Source organism: Veillonella sp. (genome assembly GCF_019414865.1).
Taxonomy (GTDB): Bacteria; Bacillota; Negativicutes; order Veillonellales; family Veillonellaceae; genus Veillonella.
This window is the reverse complement of sequence record NZ_DXLG01000034.1, coordinates 1-16,634: the sequence shown is the minus strand read 5'-3', so window position 1 is coordinate 16,634 and position 16,634 is coordinate 1. Positions and strand designations below refer to the sequence as shown.

The window sequence follows — 16,634 nt, the reverse complement described above, 5'->3', positions numbered from 1 at the left end:
GAGACAGATGTATACTAATCGGAAGCCAGGTGATGAGATGCAATTGAAAGATGTAGGGGAATTTAATTTCATTCGCCACATTCAAGATAATACGATATATGATCAAAGTACTGTGATTACAGGAATTGGTGATGATTGTGCTGTATATAGTGCTAAGGAAGAAACAGATCAATTAATTAGCACTGATACGATGGTGGAAGGGGTTCACTTTAGCTTTCACTATATAAAGCCCTATGATGTAGGTTATCGTCTCATGACGGCCAATTTGAGTGATATTGCTGCTATGGGTGGCACTCCTCGTCAAATTGTGCTATCTGTGGCGGCACCTGAATATGTTGATACGGCTATTCTTGATGAAGTTTATAGAGGCATAAAAGATCAATGCGCAAAATATCATCTTAATATACTTGGTGGGGATACGGTGCGTACGGAAGGGCCCATGGTGTGGACCGTAACAATTATTGGTGATGTTCCCAAAGGAACCGCTATTATGCGTAGTGGTGCGCAAGTAGGTGATATTGTGGGCATTACAAATTACGTAGGTTATGCTGCTACAGGTTTGGGCGCCTTATCATATAATTTAGATGGCTATCATATGACCAAGGTTGGTCATCAACGTCCAGATCCACAAATAGAATTGGGCCAAAAATTGAGACAATTAGGTATTCATAGTATGAATGATATAAGTGATGGTCTCGGTAGTGAATTAAATGAAATTGCATCGGCTAGCAATGTATCTATTGTCATAGAGGAAAAAGCTATTCCACTACATGAGGAGACTTATGAATTAGCTAAGTATTTGCAGACTAATCCAGTAGATTATGCATTGTATGGTGGCGAGGACTTTCAACTAGTATTCACGGCTCCTAAATCATTGCTTCCTAAATTAGAGAATTTAGCAGGCATTACAATAATTGGTGAAGTTGTATCTGGATCAGCCCAGGTGCAGATGGTAACACCGGATAAAACGATTAAGACCATAGAAGCGAAAGGATATAATCATTTTCATGAATCATAAGGCACAGGTTCAATTAGAGACTCATACAGTTGAAGATACACAACAATTTGGACAATTATTAGGAAAATGGGTCAAACAAAGTGGTGACCCTTTATGTATTGCCTTAATTGGTGATTTGGGGACCGGAAAAACACATCTATCCCAAGGCATTGCGAAAGGGTTTGGCGTTACAGAGGAGATTACTAGCCCTACGTTTGCCATCATGAATACTTACGATGTTGATAGAACACATTTATATCATTTTGATGTATATCGGTTGGATGATATAAGTGAATTAGAAAATATTGGCTTTTACGAATATACAGAGGACTGTGTATCCATTGTGGAGTGGGCTGATAAATTTTCTGATGAATTACCAGATGAAACATTATGGATATATCTGACTCGTATTGATGATACAAGCCGATCCATTACGTTAAGTAGTGATTATCTTACAAAAGATGATTTAGTAGATATAGGAGGCCCATATGTGGTTGGGAATTGAGACAAGTTCGTTCGTATCGAGTGTGGCCTTAATGGATGAAACAAACTTGATTGGTGAACTAACCATTCAAGCGGGATTAACTCATTCTGAGCAGCTAATACCTCACATCGACATGTTGTTGCGAGCCTCACAAGTAAAAAAGAATGAACTAAAAGGTATTATAGTTAGCATTGGTCCTGGTTCATTTACGGGATTGCGTATAGGTATGGGGACTGCAAAAGCTATGGCTTATGCCTTACAAATTCCATTGTATGGTGTGATGACCATGGATAGTTTGGCTCATAATGTTTCATATACAAATAGAACTATCTGTACTGTTATCGATGCTCAGAAAAAGCATGTATATGCTGGTCTATATCGATATGAAAACAATGAGCTAGTATGTAAAGAGGAACCGTTTGTTATTGCAGCTAGTGATTTATTAGAAAAGTTCCGAGAAACTAAGGAAGAGGTCTTATTCTTAGGTGATGGTATCAAGCGCATTGAAAAGCTTTTAGACGAAAACGATACTAATTTGACTATTCTAGATATTTCACAACGCATTCCTAAAGCCAGTTCTTTACTTTTAGCGGGACGCGACTTAGTTATCCGTGAAGAGATATGTGATCCAATGGATATGGTTCCTTATTATATCCGTCGTTCTGAAGCAGAGGTTTTATGGGAGGAACGACATAAGGATAATCCAGACATGTTAAACCAAAATCCTACAGTTGTTGTCACCGAAGCGGCAGGAGTAGAATAATGGAGATTCGGTTAGCTACTGTAGATGATGCTCAAGCCATTTATGATATAGAGCAACAGTCCTTTTCTGTTCCATGGAGCTTAGAATCTGTACTTGCTGAACTTGAAGGGGCCGATAATAAGTTATATATGGTTATTTGTGAAGAAAATCATATTGTGGGCTATGCTGGTGCTTGGCTTGTATACGATGAAGGACAAATCACGAATATTGCTATTTTACCTTCCGCCCGTGGTAAGGGATATGGCTCAAAACTTACTAAAGAATTAATAGATGAATGTTTGAATAGAGGGATGCATGAAATCTTCTTGGAGGTACGCATATCTAATTTACCTGCCTTGGCAATGTATAGAAATCTAGGATTTACTGTTAAAGGAATTCGCAAAGATTATTATTCAGAGCCAAAAGAGGATGCTTATATTATGTCTCTCGTTTCAGAGGAAATAGAATGAGTATTTACACATTAGCCTTGGAAAGTAGTTGCGATGAAACATCTGCATCCGTCCTAAAGGATGGGCGTACTGTTTTATCTAATGTAATTTCTAGCCAAGTGCCTATTCATAGAAAATTTGGTGGTGTTGTACCAGAAATCGCATCACGCCATCATATTGAACAAGTTATACCTGTCATAGATCAAGCATTGCGCGATGCAAATGTAACCTTACAAGATATAGACCATATTGGCGTTACCTATGGTCCAGGTCTAGTGGGCGCATTATTAGTTGGTGTAGCTGCTGCGAAGGGATTATCCTTTGCTACAGGTATTCCTTTGGTGCCGGTTCATCATATGGAAGGTCATATTTTTGCTAATTTCTTAGCCAATCCAGAATTGGAGCCTCCATTTTTAAGCCTCGTTGTGTCTGGTGGTCATACCATGTTAGTGCATGTAAAAGGCTATGAAGAGTTTGATATTCTTGGACAGACTCGTGATGACGCAGCGGGGGAAGCATTTGATAAAATTGCTCGTGTTATGGGGTTCCCTTACCCAGGTGGCCCTCATATCGATGCATTAGCTCTTGAAGGTAATCCAGATGCTATTGAATTTCCAAAGGCTTTGAGTGAGCCTGGAAATTTCGAATTTAGTTTTAGTGGCTTGAAATCTGCTGTGTTAAACTATTTAAATAGCAAGCAGCAAAAGAATGAACCTATAAATCAAGCAGACGTTGCAGCGTCCTTCCAAAAGGCGATTGTAGATGTATTAGTTGAGAAAACACGAGATGCAGCGCATACATTGGGGGAAACTCGTATTACCATAGCTGGCGGTGTTTCTGCTAATAAAGGTTTACAAACAGCATTACAAAAGATGTGCGAAAAAGAAGGATTTACCTATTACAAGCCTCATAAAATTTTGTCCACTGATAATGCAGCGATGATTGGTTGTCGCGCTTATTATATGGCCCAAGCCGGTAAATTCGCAGATTTAACATTGAATGCAAAACCAAGTGTTGAAATTGGTCATGTATCTTGGAAAGAGGATTAATCGTGGATATCGGTCAAGATATTTTAAATACAACACCATTAGGTCCATTACAAACCTCATTATTAGAGCATATTAGTAAACTTATATCCTTTGGCGAGTCATTGACCCGTCAAAGGATACAGATTTTTACACCCCTTCTAGAGTCCTCACAAGGTACTATGCATCATCGTGCCGATATGCTGTGTATTGAACGAAGTGACCAAGGTGTTATTACTCGACAGTTAAGAGGGAATAATACATGGCATTCTATGATGGAAAATGGACAACCGCTTATTGGGGTAGAACATGATCAACGACAACATGTTTTTCCTGTTGTAGATAATGGTGGTCGTATTATTGGGGGCATAGCTTTTACCGTGTCTCCGTCTATTAAGATAGAGCAATATGAGCAAGAGTATACCTTGTCAGATACGATGCAACGGCTCATGCTGACTGCTACGGATGAGCAAATACAATCGTATGAACCAATCTCATATTTTGACGGTTTAATTATCTTTGATGATTCTCATAGAATTCTGTATGGTAATGAGGCCGCTATACAACTAGTAGATTTGCTAGGATTTGACCGACGACTTGTGGGCTCATCAATTTATAGCAGTACCTTAAAAGTTTCAGCCATCCAACAAGTGTTAGATGATAGAACAATATATACTAGTGAAGAGATCTATCAAGATATGGTCATTCGTCAACATATGATTCCTATTGCTATGGGGCGTAATGAAACCCGTTGTTTCCTCGTGCTTCACGATTGTACCCGTGAAAGTAAACAGCAACAAGAGTTATTGGTAAAGAACTCGATTATTAAAGAGGTTCATCATCGTGTAAAAAATAATTTACAAACCGTAGCTGGATTGTTGCGTATGGAGGCTAGACGTTCTAGCTTGCCGGAGGTTAAACAAGCCTTGCAAGAGGGAATAAATCGTATTGAAAGTATGGCATTAGTTCACGATATTGTATCCCATTATGACGAGGATTATATAGGTATCCGATCAATTTATGACGAGCTATGTCGCTTATTGCGTATGAGTATGGTTCGACAAGACCAAGATGTTACGTTTACCTATAGTGGAGAGGATATGTTGATATCCTCTCATATGGCAAGTTATGTATCCCTCATAATTAATGAGCTAATTACCAATAGCCTTGAACATGGCTTAGATGGTAAAAATGGAGAGATTCGTTTAGCTGTTACAGATTCAGAGGAATATATTGTATTAGCTTTTTCTGATACGGGTAAAGGGTTGCCTCCAGAGTTTTCTATTAATTCTAACAAGCGATTAGGACTAACTATCATTAATAATTTAGTTACCCATGAGTTAAAAGGTAAACTATCTGTAGAAAATACAGATGTTGGTGTACTAGTAACAATACATATGAAGAAGGAGAAGTAAATGCGCGTTTTAATAGTGGATGATGAATCCCTTATACGTATGGATCTACGCGATATTATTGAATCCTGTGGTCATGAAGTTGTAGCAGAAGGCACTAATGGAGTGGAAGCCATTAAGCTTTGTAAAAAATATAAGCCTGATATTGTTCTAATGGATGTAAAAATGCCGGAGTTAGATGGCATCGAAGCAGCACGTCAAATTGGCTTTCACCATGAAGCACCAGTCGTACTATTAACAAGCTATAGTCAACAGGATTTAATTGATAAGGCTAGAGAATCTGGCGTATATGGCTATTTAATAAAACCTGTACGTGAAGAGCAATTAGTTCCCACCTTAGAAATGGCATTAGGCCGTTATCATAGTGATGCTCAGCTACGTGAAAAAATGGCAGAATTAGAACAGTCATTAGAAGATCGTAAAATCATTCAAAAGGCTACCGGTATATTGATGGAGCTATACTCTTTATCTGAAGAGGAAGCGTACAATCGCATTCGTGCCCTAAGTATGAAGAAACGTGATAGTATTGTTAATATCTGTAAGGCATTAATTAATCAAGTTTCTAAATAGATGAAAAGACTAGTATAAGGATAAAACTTATACTAGTTTTTTTGTGTCTAACATCAAATAAAAACTAAAAAGTCAAAAAATCAAAATTTCTGCTTGCATTTATTTTGACATCGGTTATAATAATACATGTAATTAGCACTCGGTAACTTAGAGTGCTAATAAATTGTAAATAATAACTAGTAAATAAGGAGTGACATCATATGTTAAAACCATTAGCTGACCGCGTTCTTATCCGTTTAGAAGCAAAAGAAGAAAAAACTAAAAGTGGTATTTTCCTTCCTGATACAGCAAAAGAAAAACCTCAAGAAGGTGTAGTAGTAGCTGTAGGTGCTGGTAAAGTTTATGACAATGGTCAACGTGTAGCTCCAGAAGTTAAAGTTGGCGATACTGTTATGTTCGCAAAATATGCAGGTAGCGAATTAGAAATCGATGGCGCTACTCATTTGATCATTAGCGAACGCGATATCTTAGCAGTATTATAATAGCTAACTTATAGCTTTATCAGGCTAACTATACTATTGATATATTACTTATTGCTTTAGGGCATATAATTCATTACATTGGATAGTGTTACTATCTAGGAGGTAATACATATGGCAAAAGAAATCTTGTTTAATGAAGAAGCTCGTCGCGCATTAGGCCGTGGCGTTGATCAATTGGCAAATGCTGTAAAAGTTACATTAGGACCAAAAGGCCGTAATGTTGTATTGGATAAAAAATTCGGTTCTCCAACAATCACAAACGATGGTGTAACAATTGCTCGTGATATCGAACTTCCAGATCCATTTGAAAACATGGGTGCTCAATTAGTTAAAGAAGTTGCTACTAAAACTAATGACGTAGCAGGTGACGGTACTACTACTGCAACTGTATTGGCACAAGCTATGATTCAAGAAGGTATGCGCAACGTAGCAGCTGGTGCTAACCCAATGATCTTGAAAAAAGGTATTGAAACAGCAGTAAAAACTTTGGTAGAAGAAATTAAAAAACGCTCCATTAAAGTTTCTGGTAAAGCTGAAATCGCACAAGTTGCTAGCGTATCTGCAGCTGATGAAGAAATTGGTGGTTTGATTGCTGAAGCTATGGAAAAAGTTGGTAACGACGGCGTTATCACTGTAGAAGAATCCAAAGGCTTGCAAACAGCATTAAACGTAGTAGAAGGTATGCAATTCGACCGCGGTTACATTTCCCCATACATGGTAACTGATCCTGACCGTATGGAAGCAGTTATGGATAACCCATACATCTTGATTACTGACCGTAAAATTAGTGCTATCGCAGATATGTTGCCAACACTTGAAAAAGTTGTAAAAGTAGGTAAAGAACTTCTTATCATCGCTGAAGATGTAGAAGGTGAAGCATTGGCTACATTGGTAGTAAACCGCTTACGTGGTACATTCAAAGCTGTAGCAGTTAAAGCTCCTGGCTTCGGTGACCGTCGTAAAGCTATGCTTGAAGATATTGCTATCTTGACTGGTGGTACTGTAATTACTGAAGATATGGGCCGTAAACTTGATTCTGTAGAACTTACAGATCTTGGTACAGCTCGTCAAGTTCGTATCACTAAAGATGAAACTACAATCATCGATGGTGTAGGCGATAAAGATGTTATCGCTAAACGCGTTAGCCAAATCCGTGCACAAGTAGAAGAAACAACTTCTGAATTCGACCGTGAAAAATTACAAGAACGTCTTGCTAAATTGTCAGGTGGTGTTGCAGTTATCGAAGTAGGTGCTGCTACAGAAGTTGAAATGAAAGATAAAAAACTTCGTATCGAAGACGCATTGAACGCAACTCGCGCTGCTGTTGAAGAAGGTATCGTAGCTGGTGGTGGTACTACATTCATCGACATCATCCCTGCATTGAACACATTGGAAGCTACTGGTGATGTTCAAACTGGTATCAACCTTGTTAAACGTGCAGTAGAAGAACCTCTTCGTCAAATCGCTTACAATGCTGGTCTTGAAGGCTCCGTTGTAGTTGAAAAAGTTAAAAATACTGAAGCTGGCGTTGGCTTCAATGCTTTGACTGAAGAATACATCGACATGGTAAAAGCTGGTATCGTGGATCCTGCAAAAGTTACACGTTCTGCTCTTCAAAATGCTGCATCCATTGCATCTCTTGTATTGACTACTGAAACAATCGTAGCTGACAAAGTAGAAGAAAATGCTGCAGTTCCTGCAATGCCTCCAATGGGTGGCATGGGCGGTATGATGTAATCAACTGCTTAGCGCATAATCTATAAGATTTAGAATAATCCTAATGAATTATGAACTATATGTTCACTTTTTCATTAGGATTATTTTTGTATTTATCTAAATCAGCTATATGAGGATTATCAAATCGATAAAATTGATTTTGTATACAATATATGTTATAATTCTATAGAATTTAATATTGAGTCTAGTTTGACACGGTAGTTACTGACCTTTATAATATGGTTATCGAATTATTTCGATGTTGTTTAACCTGAAAGAAGGATTACTATGTTGAGCTTTATTTTTAAAAGTAAACCTAATTATGTTAATTTTGGCCTCTTAGTTTATCGTTTGGCACTTGGTATTTCCATGTTTTATCATGGATATTTAAAGTATTTGAGCGGTGCTGAAGGCCTTTATAAAGTTGGAGCTATGTTGGCACCATTAGGTGTACCTGGTGGTTATGAAATATTAGGTACTATGGCAGCATATGCTGAAATGATAGGCGGCGTACTTATAGCAATTGGTCTATTTACACGGATTGGATCACTGCTACTTATTGGTACATTAGCAGTGGCCACAGTATTAAATCTTAGTGGCAGCTTCTTTAGTTGGGACTATCCATCTCAAATGGGCTTTGGTGCACTTATGTTATTCTTCGCAGGTGCAGGTCGCTATAGCCTAGATAAAGCTTTATTTAAATAATAATTAGGATAATAGACTCGTCGATTGATGAGTCTTTTATTTGTGTAGCGAGGTTATTATGAATACAAAAACAGTTCCGTTTACAGCTGAACAATTAGAAAATATTATTGCCCAATATCCAACACCATTTCATATTTACGATGAAGAAGGTATCATTGAAAATATGAAATCTTTCATCGATGCATTTTCTTGGAATAAAGGGTTTAAACAATATTTTGCTGTAAAAGCGACTCCAAATCCATATATTATGCGTGTGTTACAAAAACTTGGAGTAGGTGCAGACTGCTCTTCCTTGGCAGAGTTGATGCTATGCGAAAAAGTGGGCATTACAGGTCATGACATTATGTTCACATCTAATGACACACCTTATGTGGAATATAAAAAAGCACTAGAAATGGGTGCTATTATCAACCTAGATGATATTACTCATATTGAATATTTAGAAAAAAATCATGGTTCTTTGCCTGATACGTTCTGCGTTCGTTATAACCCAGGCTCCTTAAAAGAAGGGGGCAATACAATTATTGGCCTTCCTGAAGAAGCTAAATACGGTATGACTCGTGAACAAATTTTTGAAGCCTACAAACAACTACAAGCAAAAGGTGTAAAACACTTTGGTATCCATACAATGGTTGTTTCTAATGAACTTGATATCGATGGCTTAGTTGGCACGGCTGAACTTTGCTTTAATCTTGCCGTAGATATTAAAAATGAGCTTGGCATCAATGTTGAGTTTATCGATCTTGGTGGTGGCGTAGGTGTTGCTTATAAACCAGAACAAACACCTGTAGACTTCAAAGCGCTTAGTAAGGGTGTAGAAGAGGCTTACAATAGAATTCTCGTAGCTAATGGTCTTGGTGATGTAGCATTAGCTTATGAATGTGGTCGTATGGTTACAGGTCCATTTGGTTACCTAGTTTCTACAGCGATTCACAAAAAAGATATTTATCGTCATTACATTGGTCTTGATTCTTGCATGGCAAATCTTATGCGTCCAGCATTATATGGTTCTTATCACCATATTACTGTAATGGGTAAAGAAAATGCGCCTAAGGACCATGTATATGATGTAACGGGCTCCTTATGTGAAAATAACGATAAGTTTGCTATCCAACGTGAATTGCCAAAAATTGATATTGGTGATCGTATCATCATTCATGATGCTGGTGCACATGGTCATTCTATGGGCTTTAACTATAATGGTAAATTGCGTTCTGCTGAGTTGTTATTACATAAAGATGGCTCTGTTACACAAATTCGTCGTGCTGAAACATATGATGATTTGTTTGGCACTCTCGATTTCTCCAACCTATAATTTAATATTGAGAATCGAATAGGATGAGAATGAATATTATTAAAAGCCTATCAATATATGTAATATATGATATTCTTTTAATTCCTGTATATTTTAGTAGGAATATCTTGCTATCATTTAGATAAGAATGTATAATAATTGTAGATTGTTATGCACATACTTGCTAAGTTGGCGAGAATTACGGCGGTATTCACGTTAGTGCGTACCGCCTTTTTATATGTGTCAGTATATACGTTTTACATATAACGATTGTATGCCTCGATATTGAGGATACATAATAAAAAGGAGTGAATATTTTGGCTGAATTACTTCAGATAAAAGATTTAAAGGTATCCGTTGAAGATAAACAAATCTTGAAAGGTATCAACTTAACAATTAATAAAGGTGAAATTCACGTTGTAATGGGCACAAATGGTGCAGGTAAGTCTACACTTGCTAATGCTATCATGGGTAACTCTACATATACTGTAGACAGCGGCTCCATTATTTTTGATGGTAAAGATATTACAGAAGATGCAGTAAACGATCGTGCAAAAGCTGGTATTTTCATGTCCTTCCAAAACCCAATTTCTATTCCTGGTATCACTGTAGAAAACTTTATTCGTACAGCAAAATCTACAATTACTGGCGAAAATGTACGTGCCTTATCCTTCAAAAAAGAATTGAAAGAAAAAATGGATGAATTATCCTTTGATTTGTCCTATGCACAACGTTATGTAAATGAAGGTTTCTCCGGTGGTGAACGCAAGAAAAATGAAATTCTTCAAATGTCCATTTTGAATCCTAAATTGGCTATTCTTGATGAAACTGACTCCGGTCTTGACGTAGACGCAGTTCGTATCGTATCCGAAGGCGTACAACGTTTCCACAACGAAGACAATGCTGTATTGATCATCACTCACCACAACCAAATCTTGCAAAAATTAAAACCTGACTATGTTCATGTATTGATCAACGGTAAGATCGTTAAAACTGGTGATGATTCTCTTGTACGTGAAATCGAAGAAAAAGGTTACGACGCATACAAAGCATTAGCATAGGAGGCACAATGGAAGAAAGAAAGAAAACCCAAGTCGCGGATATGGACCGTGGTGTCTATGATATTAAGAATGACTTTGAATATTCTTATATTTCTGATGCCGGTTTAACAGAAGATATTATCCGTGAAATTTGGTCTAATAAAAATGAACCTGAATGGATGCTTGACTTCCGTTTGAAATCTTTAGAAATCTACAATCGTATGGGGATTCCAAACTGGATTCCTGATATTTCTGGCTTAGATATGGCTAATATCCATACTTATGTTAAGCCTAAAGTAGATATGAAAGAAAACTGGGACGAAGTTCCAGAAGAAATTAAAAGCACCTTTGACCGCTTAGGTATTCCAGAAGCAGAAAAAACATCTCTTGCTGGTGTTGGTGCACAATATGACTCTGAAGTTGTTTACCACAGTATTCAAGAAGATCTTGTTAAACAAGGTGTTATCTATACTGATATTGAAACAGCATTACATGAGCATGAAGAAATCGTAAAAAAATACTGGATGACATTGATTCCACCTACAGACCATAAATGGGCTGCTCTTCATGGTGCAGTTTGGTCTGGCGGTTCCTTCGTATACGTTCCAGCAGGCGTACAAGTAGAGATTCCATTGCAATCTTACTTCCGCTTGAATGCACCAGGTGCTGGTCAGTTTGAACATACTATGATTATTGTAGAAGAAGGTGCTAAATTGCACTTTATCGAAGGTTGCTCTGCTCCTAAGTATGACGTATCTAACCTTCATGCTGGCGCTGTTGAATTGTTCGTTAAAGACAATGCTACATTGCGTTACTCTACAATTGAAAACTGGTCCAAAAATATGTACAACCTTAACACAAAACGTTGTGTAGTAGGTAAGAATGGTACAATCGAGTGGGTATCTGGTTCCTTTGGTTCCCGAGTTTCTTGCTTGTATCCAATGAGTATTCTTAACGGTGAAGGTGCGCATGCTGAATTTACAGGTGTAACATTCGCTGGTGAAGGCCAATTCCTTGATACAGGCTGTAAAGTGGTACATAATGCACCATATACAACAAGTAACGTAAACTCTAAATCCATCTCTAAATCCGGTGGCGCTGCAATTTACCGTGGCCTTTTGAAAATTGGTCCTAAAGCTGAACATTCTAAAGCAACAGTTTCTTGTGAATCCTTGATGCTTGATGCTGAGTCTCAATCTGATACAATCCCAGCAATTATCGTAGAAAACGATAATGTGGATTTAGGTCATGAAGCAAAAATCGGTCGTATTTCCGATGAAGCAATTTTCTACCTTATGACTCGTGGTATCAGCGAAGAAGAAGCACGTGCTATGCTTGTTCGTGGCTTCGTAGAGCCAATTTCTAAAGAATTGCCACTAGAATATGCAGTAGAAATGAACAATCTAATCAATCTTGAATTAGAAGGTTCTATCGGTTAAGGAGGAATTATGAGCGAATTACTATTTAATGAACTCCCTAGACCGACATTCAGATGGTTACGCGTTAATCATACTGTAAGCTCTCTAGCTGGAGAAGATGCAGCGGTACAATCCATCGCTGTAGAAGCGAATAAAAATATACTTTCACCATTACCTGCTGGTGCAGCATTGCTAGATGGTAATTATGAAGGGGCTAATAAAGAAGCTGTTCAACTATTAGTTGAAAAAGCAGAAGGCTATGCCATCAATGTACCTGCTAAGGCGAAAGAAGTTGTAGGTATCCGCATTGATGCTAATGCTCGTGTGGCAAATCGTTTCCAATTTATCGTTGGGGAAGGTGCTGAATTAGAAGTACAATTCTATGTAACTGGTTCTGGCGATGCATTGACAAATGTTAGCTATTTAAACGAATATGATGTTAAAGAAGCTGGTAAAGTTGTAGTGAAAAAGGTAAATCTTTTACCTGAACATGTACAACATATCGAGCATAGATACACTAAATTAGAAGATAAAGCAGATGTAGAATACATCAATATTGAAATTGGTGGTAGTGAAAACATCTTGAATTACTATCATGATTTAGTAGGTCAAGAATCTTGTATGATTCATGATATTGCTTATCTTGGTAATAAAGAGCAAAAATTTGATATTTCTATGGTTATGAGTCATGGTGGTAAAAAGTCCTACAGTGATATTCATACCTTAGGTGCTCTTAGCGGTAATTCTAAAAAATCCTTCCGTGGTACCCTTGATTTTCTTCATGGTGCAACTGCAGCTGAAGGCGCGGAAGAAGATACTTGCTTGTTGTTAGACCCTACTGTAAAATCTATTTCTTTGCCACTATTATTGTGTAAAGAAGATAATGTAGTTGGTAACCATGCAGCAAGTGCAGGCCAAATTGATCATAATAAATTGTTCTACATCATGAGCCGTGGCTTTAGTGAAGTAGAAGCAAAACATATTATTGTTGAATCTATGATTCGACCTATTATTGATCGCATTGGTGATGAAACGATTGAAGAAGCAGCATTAGCAGCTGTACGTAATAAAATTTAAAGAGGCGTTTTTATGAGACCAATTGCAGAAGCATACAAAGACTTTCCTATATTACATAAAGAGCATAATGGGCACCGTGTTATCTATTTAGATAGCGGTGCTACTGCACAAATTCCACAGTCCGTAATTGACCGTGTTGTGGAACATATGACACAACGTAATGGTAATCCTCATCGTGGTTCTCATATTTTGGCTATTGAAGCATCTGAAGACTATGAAAATGCACGGGATCGCGTAGTTGAATTTATCAATGCTCGCGAACGTGAAGAAGTCGTGTTTACACGTAATAGTACGGAATCTATGAACTTGATTGCCCACAGCTATGGTCTTCATAATGTGAAAAAAGGTGACAAGATTGTCATTACTGTTGCTGAACATCATGCGAATCTTGTAACATGGCAATATGTAGCAGAACAAACAGGGGCAACCTTAGAATATATGTACCTTGATGAACATGGTCATTTAAAAGACGGTGAAATCAATAAAATTGATGAAAATACTAAAATCGTCGCTTTTGCTCATGTTAGTAACGTGCTTGGGATGGAGTTCCCTGTTAAAGAATTAACTGAAAAAGCACATTCCGTAGGTGCTGTAGTAGTTCTAGATGGTGCTCAATCTACACCTCATAAAAAAATCGACGTTCAAGCATTAGATTGCGATTTCTTCGTATTCTCTGGCCATAAAATGTGTGCATCCCAAGGTATTGGTGTACTCTATGGTAAACGTGAATTATTAGAAGCTATGCCTCCATTCTTATTGGGTGGGGACATGATTGAATATGTAAAAGAACAAACTGCTACATTCAATGAGCTTCCATACAAGTTCGAAGCTGGTACTCCAAATGCTGATGGTGCCGTTTCCTTGCATGCAGCTATTGATTATTTAGAATCTTTTGGCATGGAAGCTATTGAAGCTTATGAAGAGGAACTAGTAGCATATATTCTTCCTAAGATTGTTGCATTGCCACATGTTCACGTAATTGGCTCCCAAAATCCTAAGGAAAAACATGGCGTAATTGCATTTACAGTAGATGATGTACATCCTCATGATGTAGCTACAATTTTAGATTCTAAGGGCATTTGTGTTCGTTCTGGTCACCACTGTGCACAACCATTAGGTGCATTTTACAACGTATCTGCATCCACTCGTCTAAGTATGTACCTATATACTCGTAAGGAAGATTTAGATGCTTTCCTTGAAGTATTAAAGACGGTTCGTTCAGTAATGGGTTTTAAAGATTAGGAGATTTACCATCAATGGAAATGGATCAATTATATACGGAACTTATTTTGGAACATAACCAAGATAAGCGTAATAAACATGAATTAGCTCATTTTACAAATTCTGAGCATGGCCATAACCCAAGTTGTGGTGATGACCTAACATTGCAACTCAATGTGGAAGATGGCATTATTAAAGATGCTGCATACACAGGTTCTGGTTGTGCTATTAGCCAAGCATCTGCATCTATGATGATTGATATCATCAAGGGCAAATCCGTTGAGGAAGCTCTTCGTTTGGTAGAAATTTTCTTAGGCATGATCAAAAAAGAGATTACCGATGAAAATGAGTTAGAAGAATTAGAAGATGCTATGGCATTACAAAATATTTCTAACATGCCAGCACGTGTTAAATGTGCAGTTCTTGCATGGCATACATTGAAAGAGGCTTTAAAGAAATAATATGAAGAAAACTATATTATTTGATTTAGATGGAACTTTAACGGATTCTCAAGAAGGTATTCTTAAAAGCATTAAATTTGCATTGGAACATTTTGGTTATGATGTACCTGATGAAGAAACATTACAATTATTCTTAGGACCACCATTGGTAGATGCGTTCCAAGAACATTGTGGTATGACCTTTGAGCAAGCGGAAGAAACATACTTTAAATTCCGTGAACGGTATGGTACCATCGGTAAATTTGAAAATAAAGTATATCCGAATATTGTAGACTTATTAGCCAAATGTAAAACTGAACAATATACTATAGCTGTAGCGACTGCAAAACCAGAACATTATGCTAAAGATATTCTAGACCACTTTGAATTGTCACCATACTTTGATGTCATTGTAGGTGCAAATTACGAGGCTGGTTTATTGCATAAGAAAGAGATTCTTGAAAAGGCTCTTACCCTTTGTGGTAACCCATTGACCGATGATAACGGTCGTCGCTTGGCATTTATGGTTGGGGATCGCAAGTATGATGTAGAGGCAGCTAATGAACTTGGCTGTATCTCTATTGGTGTTACTTATGGTTATGGTACAGAAGCTGAACTAAAAGAAGCTGATGCAGAATACATTTGTGATGATGTTGATGAAATTGGTGATGTTCTTGACCTTGAAGAAATGATGGTTCGTAGATAAGCTATTATAAATAAAATATCAACCTTAAAAGGGCTAGAGGAATTTCCTCTAGCCCTTTGGCATCTATCTACAAAAGGACTAACCTATAGGTTAGTCCTTTTGTGTTATTTTTTTAGGCCGCTTTTTTTAGCTAATGTTTTGATAACCTTAGCACTTTGTTTTTTCAACTTGCCGCCTGTTTGTTTGAGTTGGATACGTGTACGAGAAACACGACCGAGTGTAGTAATCTTAGTTTTGCGACGTGGCTTCATATCACGTTCGTTACCAAAGTCGCCACGTTGTACACTTGTTGCTTTTACCTTTTCAGCTCTAAAAGATTTACGTAATGCTTTCATAATCAATGTAAGCGGTAAGGATTGCTCAAAAGAATACAAATCAACAGCCACATAGCCTAGAGCAGGATATGTGTGCAATGTAAAGTGAAAGCCTGGTGCAACAGATAGGAGGGCGATCTCCTCGTCCATAACTTGACAACTGATTTCATCAACATCAAGGTCAGCTAAATCAAATGCAGTTGCTACACTTTCTTGTACAGCTGTAGCGGATGAGATTGCATCTTCATCGCAGGAATATAAATCAATTAACAGTTCTTGTCCTAATGCTTCTGCCATAACAACACCTTCTTTCATAAAAATATATCTCATTTATTATACCTATAATTTAAGATTAAGTCCAATTATAGGGGGATGTATTAAAAGGTCAAATGTATAGTATAGAAATTTGACCTTTATATTGACTAAAGTCAAAAAGTCAAATATAATAGATATATGTAAAAAGCAAATAGTCAAAATATATATTAAATAAAATGTTAAAGAGGTGTTTTTTATGAGTATGATAGCTGATAAAATAGAAAAGT

At 37.4% G+C, this 16,634-nt stretch carries 18 protein-coding genes; 17 read left to right on the top strand and 1 reads right to left on the bottom strand.

All coding sequences use genetic code 11. The annotated features are described in order from the left end of the window. The first annotated feature begins 37 nt into the window (after positions 1-37). The 17 genes from thiL (at position 38) to QZ334_RS03600 (ending at position 15,778) form a co-directional block, all read left to right on the top strand. Positions 38-1,018: a thiamine-phosphate kinase gene (thiL, locus tag QZ334_RS03680; protein WP_323758619.1), complete on the top strand. Its 981-nt coding sequence runs from the start codon at positions 38-40 to the stop codon at positions 1,016-1,018. Further along, positions 1,008-1,502, top strand: a complete 495-nt coding sequence (gene tsaE, locus QZ334_RS03675; RefSeq protein WP_295232014.1) for a tRNA (adenosine(37)-N6)-threonylcarbamoyltransferase complex ATPase subunit type 1 TsaE — start codon at positions 1,008-1,010, stop codon at positions 1,500-1,502. The genes thiL and tsaE overlap by 11 nt, the downstream gene beginning before the upstream one ends. Continuing rightward, positions 1,486-2,244 (top strand): tRNA (adenosine(37)-N6)-threonylcarbamoyltransferase complex dimerization subunit type 1 TsaB, encoded by a 759-nt coding sequence (tsaB, locus tag QZ334_RS03670; protein WP_295232012.1) that lies wholly within the window; start codon positions 1,486-1,488, stop codon positions 2,242-2,244. The genes tsaE and tsaB overlap by 17 nt, the downstream gene beginning before the upstream one ends. Continuing rightward, positions 2,244-2,693, top strand: a complete 450-nt coding sequence (gene rimI / locus QZ334_RS03665) for a ribosomal protein S18-alanine N-acetyltransferase (protein ID WP_105089279.1) — start codon at positions 2,244-2,246, stop codon at positions 2,691-2,693. Before tsaB ends, rimI begins: the two co-directional genes overlap by 1 nt. Continuing rightward, positions 2,690-3,721 (top strand): tRNA (adenosine(37)-N6)-threonylcarbamoyltransferase complex transferase subunit TsaD, encoded by a 1,032-nt coding sequence (tsaD, locus tag QZ334_RS03660; protein WP_295232007.1) that lies wholly within the window; start codon positions 2,690-2,692, stop codon positions 3,719-3,721. The genes rimI and tsaD overlap by 4 nt, the downstream gene beginning before the upstream one ends. A gap of 2 nt (positions 3,722-3,723) precedes the next feature. Next, complete coding sequence (locus QZ334_RS03655; protein ID WP_295232005.1) at positions 3,724-5,112, top strand: sensor histidine kinase; 1,389 nt, start codon at positions 3,724-3,726, stop codon at positions 5,110-5,112. Then, on the top strand, positions 5,113-5,679 hold the full coding sequence (locus QZ334_RS03650) for an ANTAR domain-containing response regulator (RefSeq protein ID WP_295232002.1): 567 nt from the start codon (positions 5,113-5,115) through the stop codon (positions 5,677-5,679). Positions 5,680-5,879: 200 nt separating this feature from the next. Further along, positions 5,880-6,161 (top strand): co-chaperone GroES, encoded by a 282-nt coding sequence (groES, locus tag QZ334_RS03645; protein ID WP_004696047.1) that lies wholly within the window; start codon positions 5,880-5,882, stop codon positions 6,159-6,161. A gap of 111 nt (positions 6,162-6,272) precedes the next feature. Further along, positions 6,273-7,898, top strand: a complete 1,626-nt coding sequence (gene groL, locus QZ334_RS03640; protein WP_105089275.1) for a chaperonin GroEL — start codon at positions 6,273-6,275, stop codon at positions 7,896-7,898. Between the two features lie 267 nt (positions 7,899-8,165). Next, positions 8,166-8,582, top strand: coding sequence for a DoxX family protein (locus QZ334_RS03635; RefSeq protein WP_227720347.1), 417 nt, complete (start codon positions 8,166-8,168; stop codon positions 8,580-8,582). A gap of 58 nt (positions 8,583-8,640) precedes the next feature. Beyond that, on the top strand, positions 8,641-9,897 hold the full coding sequence (locus tag QZ334_RS03630) for a diaminopimelate decarboxylase family protein (protein WP_005386368.1): 1,257 nt from the start codon (positions 8,641-8,643) through the stop codon (positions 9,895-9,897). Positions 9,898-10,193: 296 nt separating this feature from the next. After that, a complete protein-coding gene (sufC, locus tag QZ334_RS03625; RefSeq protein ID WP_295231999.1) occupies positions 10,194-10,937 on the top strand; it encodes a Fe-S cluster assembly ATPase SufC in 744 nt (247 codons plus the stop codon). 8 nt (positions 10,938-10,945) lie between these two features. Beyond that, positions 10,946-12,355 (top strand): Fe-S cluster assembly protein SufB, encoded by a 1,410-nt coding sequence (gene sufB, locus QZ334_RS03620; protein WP_295231997.1) that lies wholly within the window; start codon positions 10,946-10,948, stop codon positions 12,353-12,355. Positions 12,356-12,364: 9 nt separating this feature from the next. Then, positions 12,365-13,411, top strand: a complete 1,047-nt coding sequence (locus QZ334_RS03615; RefSeq protein WP_295231995.1) for a SufB/SufD family protein — start codon at positions 12,365-12,367, stop codon at positions 13,409-13,411. A gap of 12 nt (positions 13,412-13,423) precedes the next feature. Beyond that, entirely contained in the window at positions 13,424-14,653 is a 1,230-nt protein-coding gene (locus tag QZ334_RS03610) for a SufS family cysteine desulfurase (RefSeq protein ID WP_295231993.1), read from the top strand. 14 nt (positions 14,654-14,667) lie between these two features. Beyond that, positions 14,668-15,093, top strand: coding sequence for a Fe-S cluster assembly sulfur transfer protein SufU (sufU, locus tag QZ334_RS03605; RefSeq protein ID WP_024066921.1), 426 nt, complete (start codon positions 14,668-14,670; stop codon positions 15,091-15,093). Between the two features lies 1 nt (position 15,094). After that, positions 15,095-15,778: an HAD hydrolase-like protein gene (locus tag QZ334_RS03600; protein ID WP_295231990.1), complete on the top strand. Its 684-nt coding sequence runs from the start codon at positions 15,095-15,097 to the stop codon at positions 15,776-15,778. A gap of 104 nt (positions 15,779-15,882) precedes the next feature. On the opposite strand, the gene QZ334_RS03595 is transcribed toward QZ334_RS03600, so the two are convergent. Continuing rightward, entirely contained in the window at positions 15,883-16,389 is a 507-nt protein-coding gene (locus tag QZ334_RS03595; RefSeq protein ID WP_005386379.1) for an S-adenosylmethionine decarboxylase family protein, read from the bottom strand. Between the last annotated feature and the right edge of the window lie 245 nt (positions 16,390-16,634).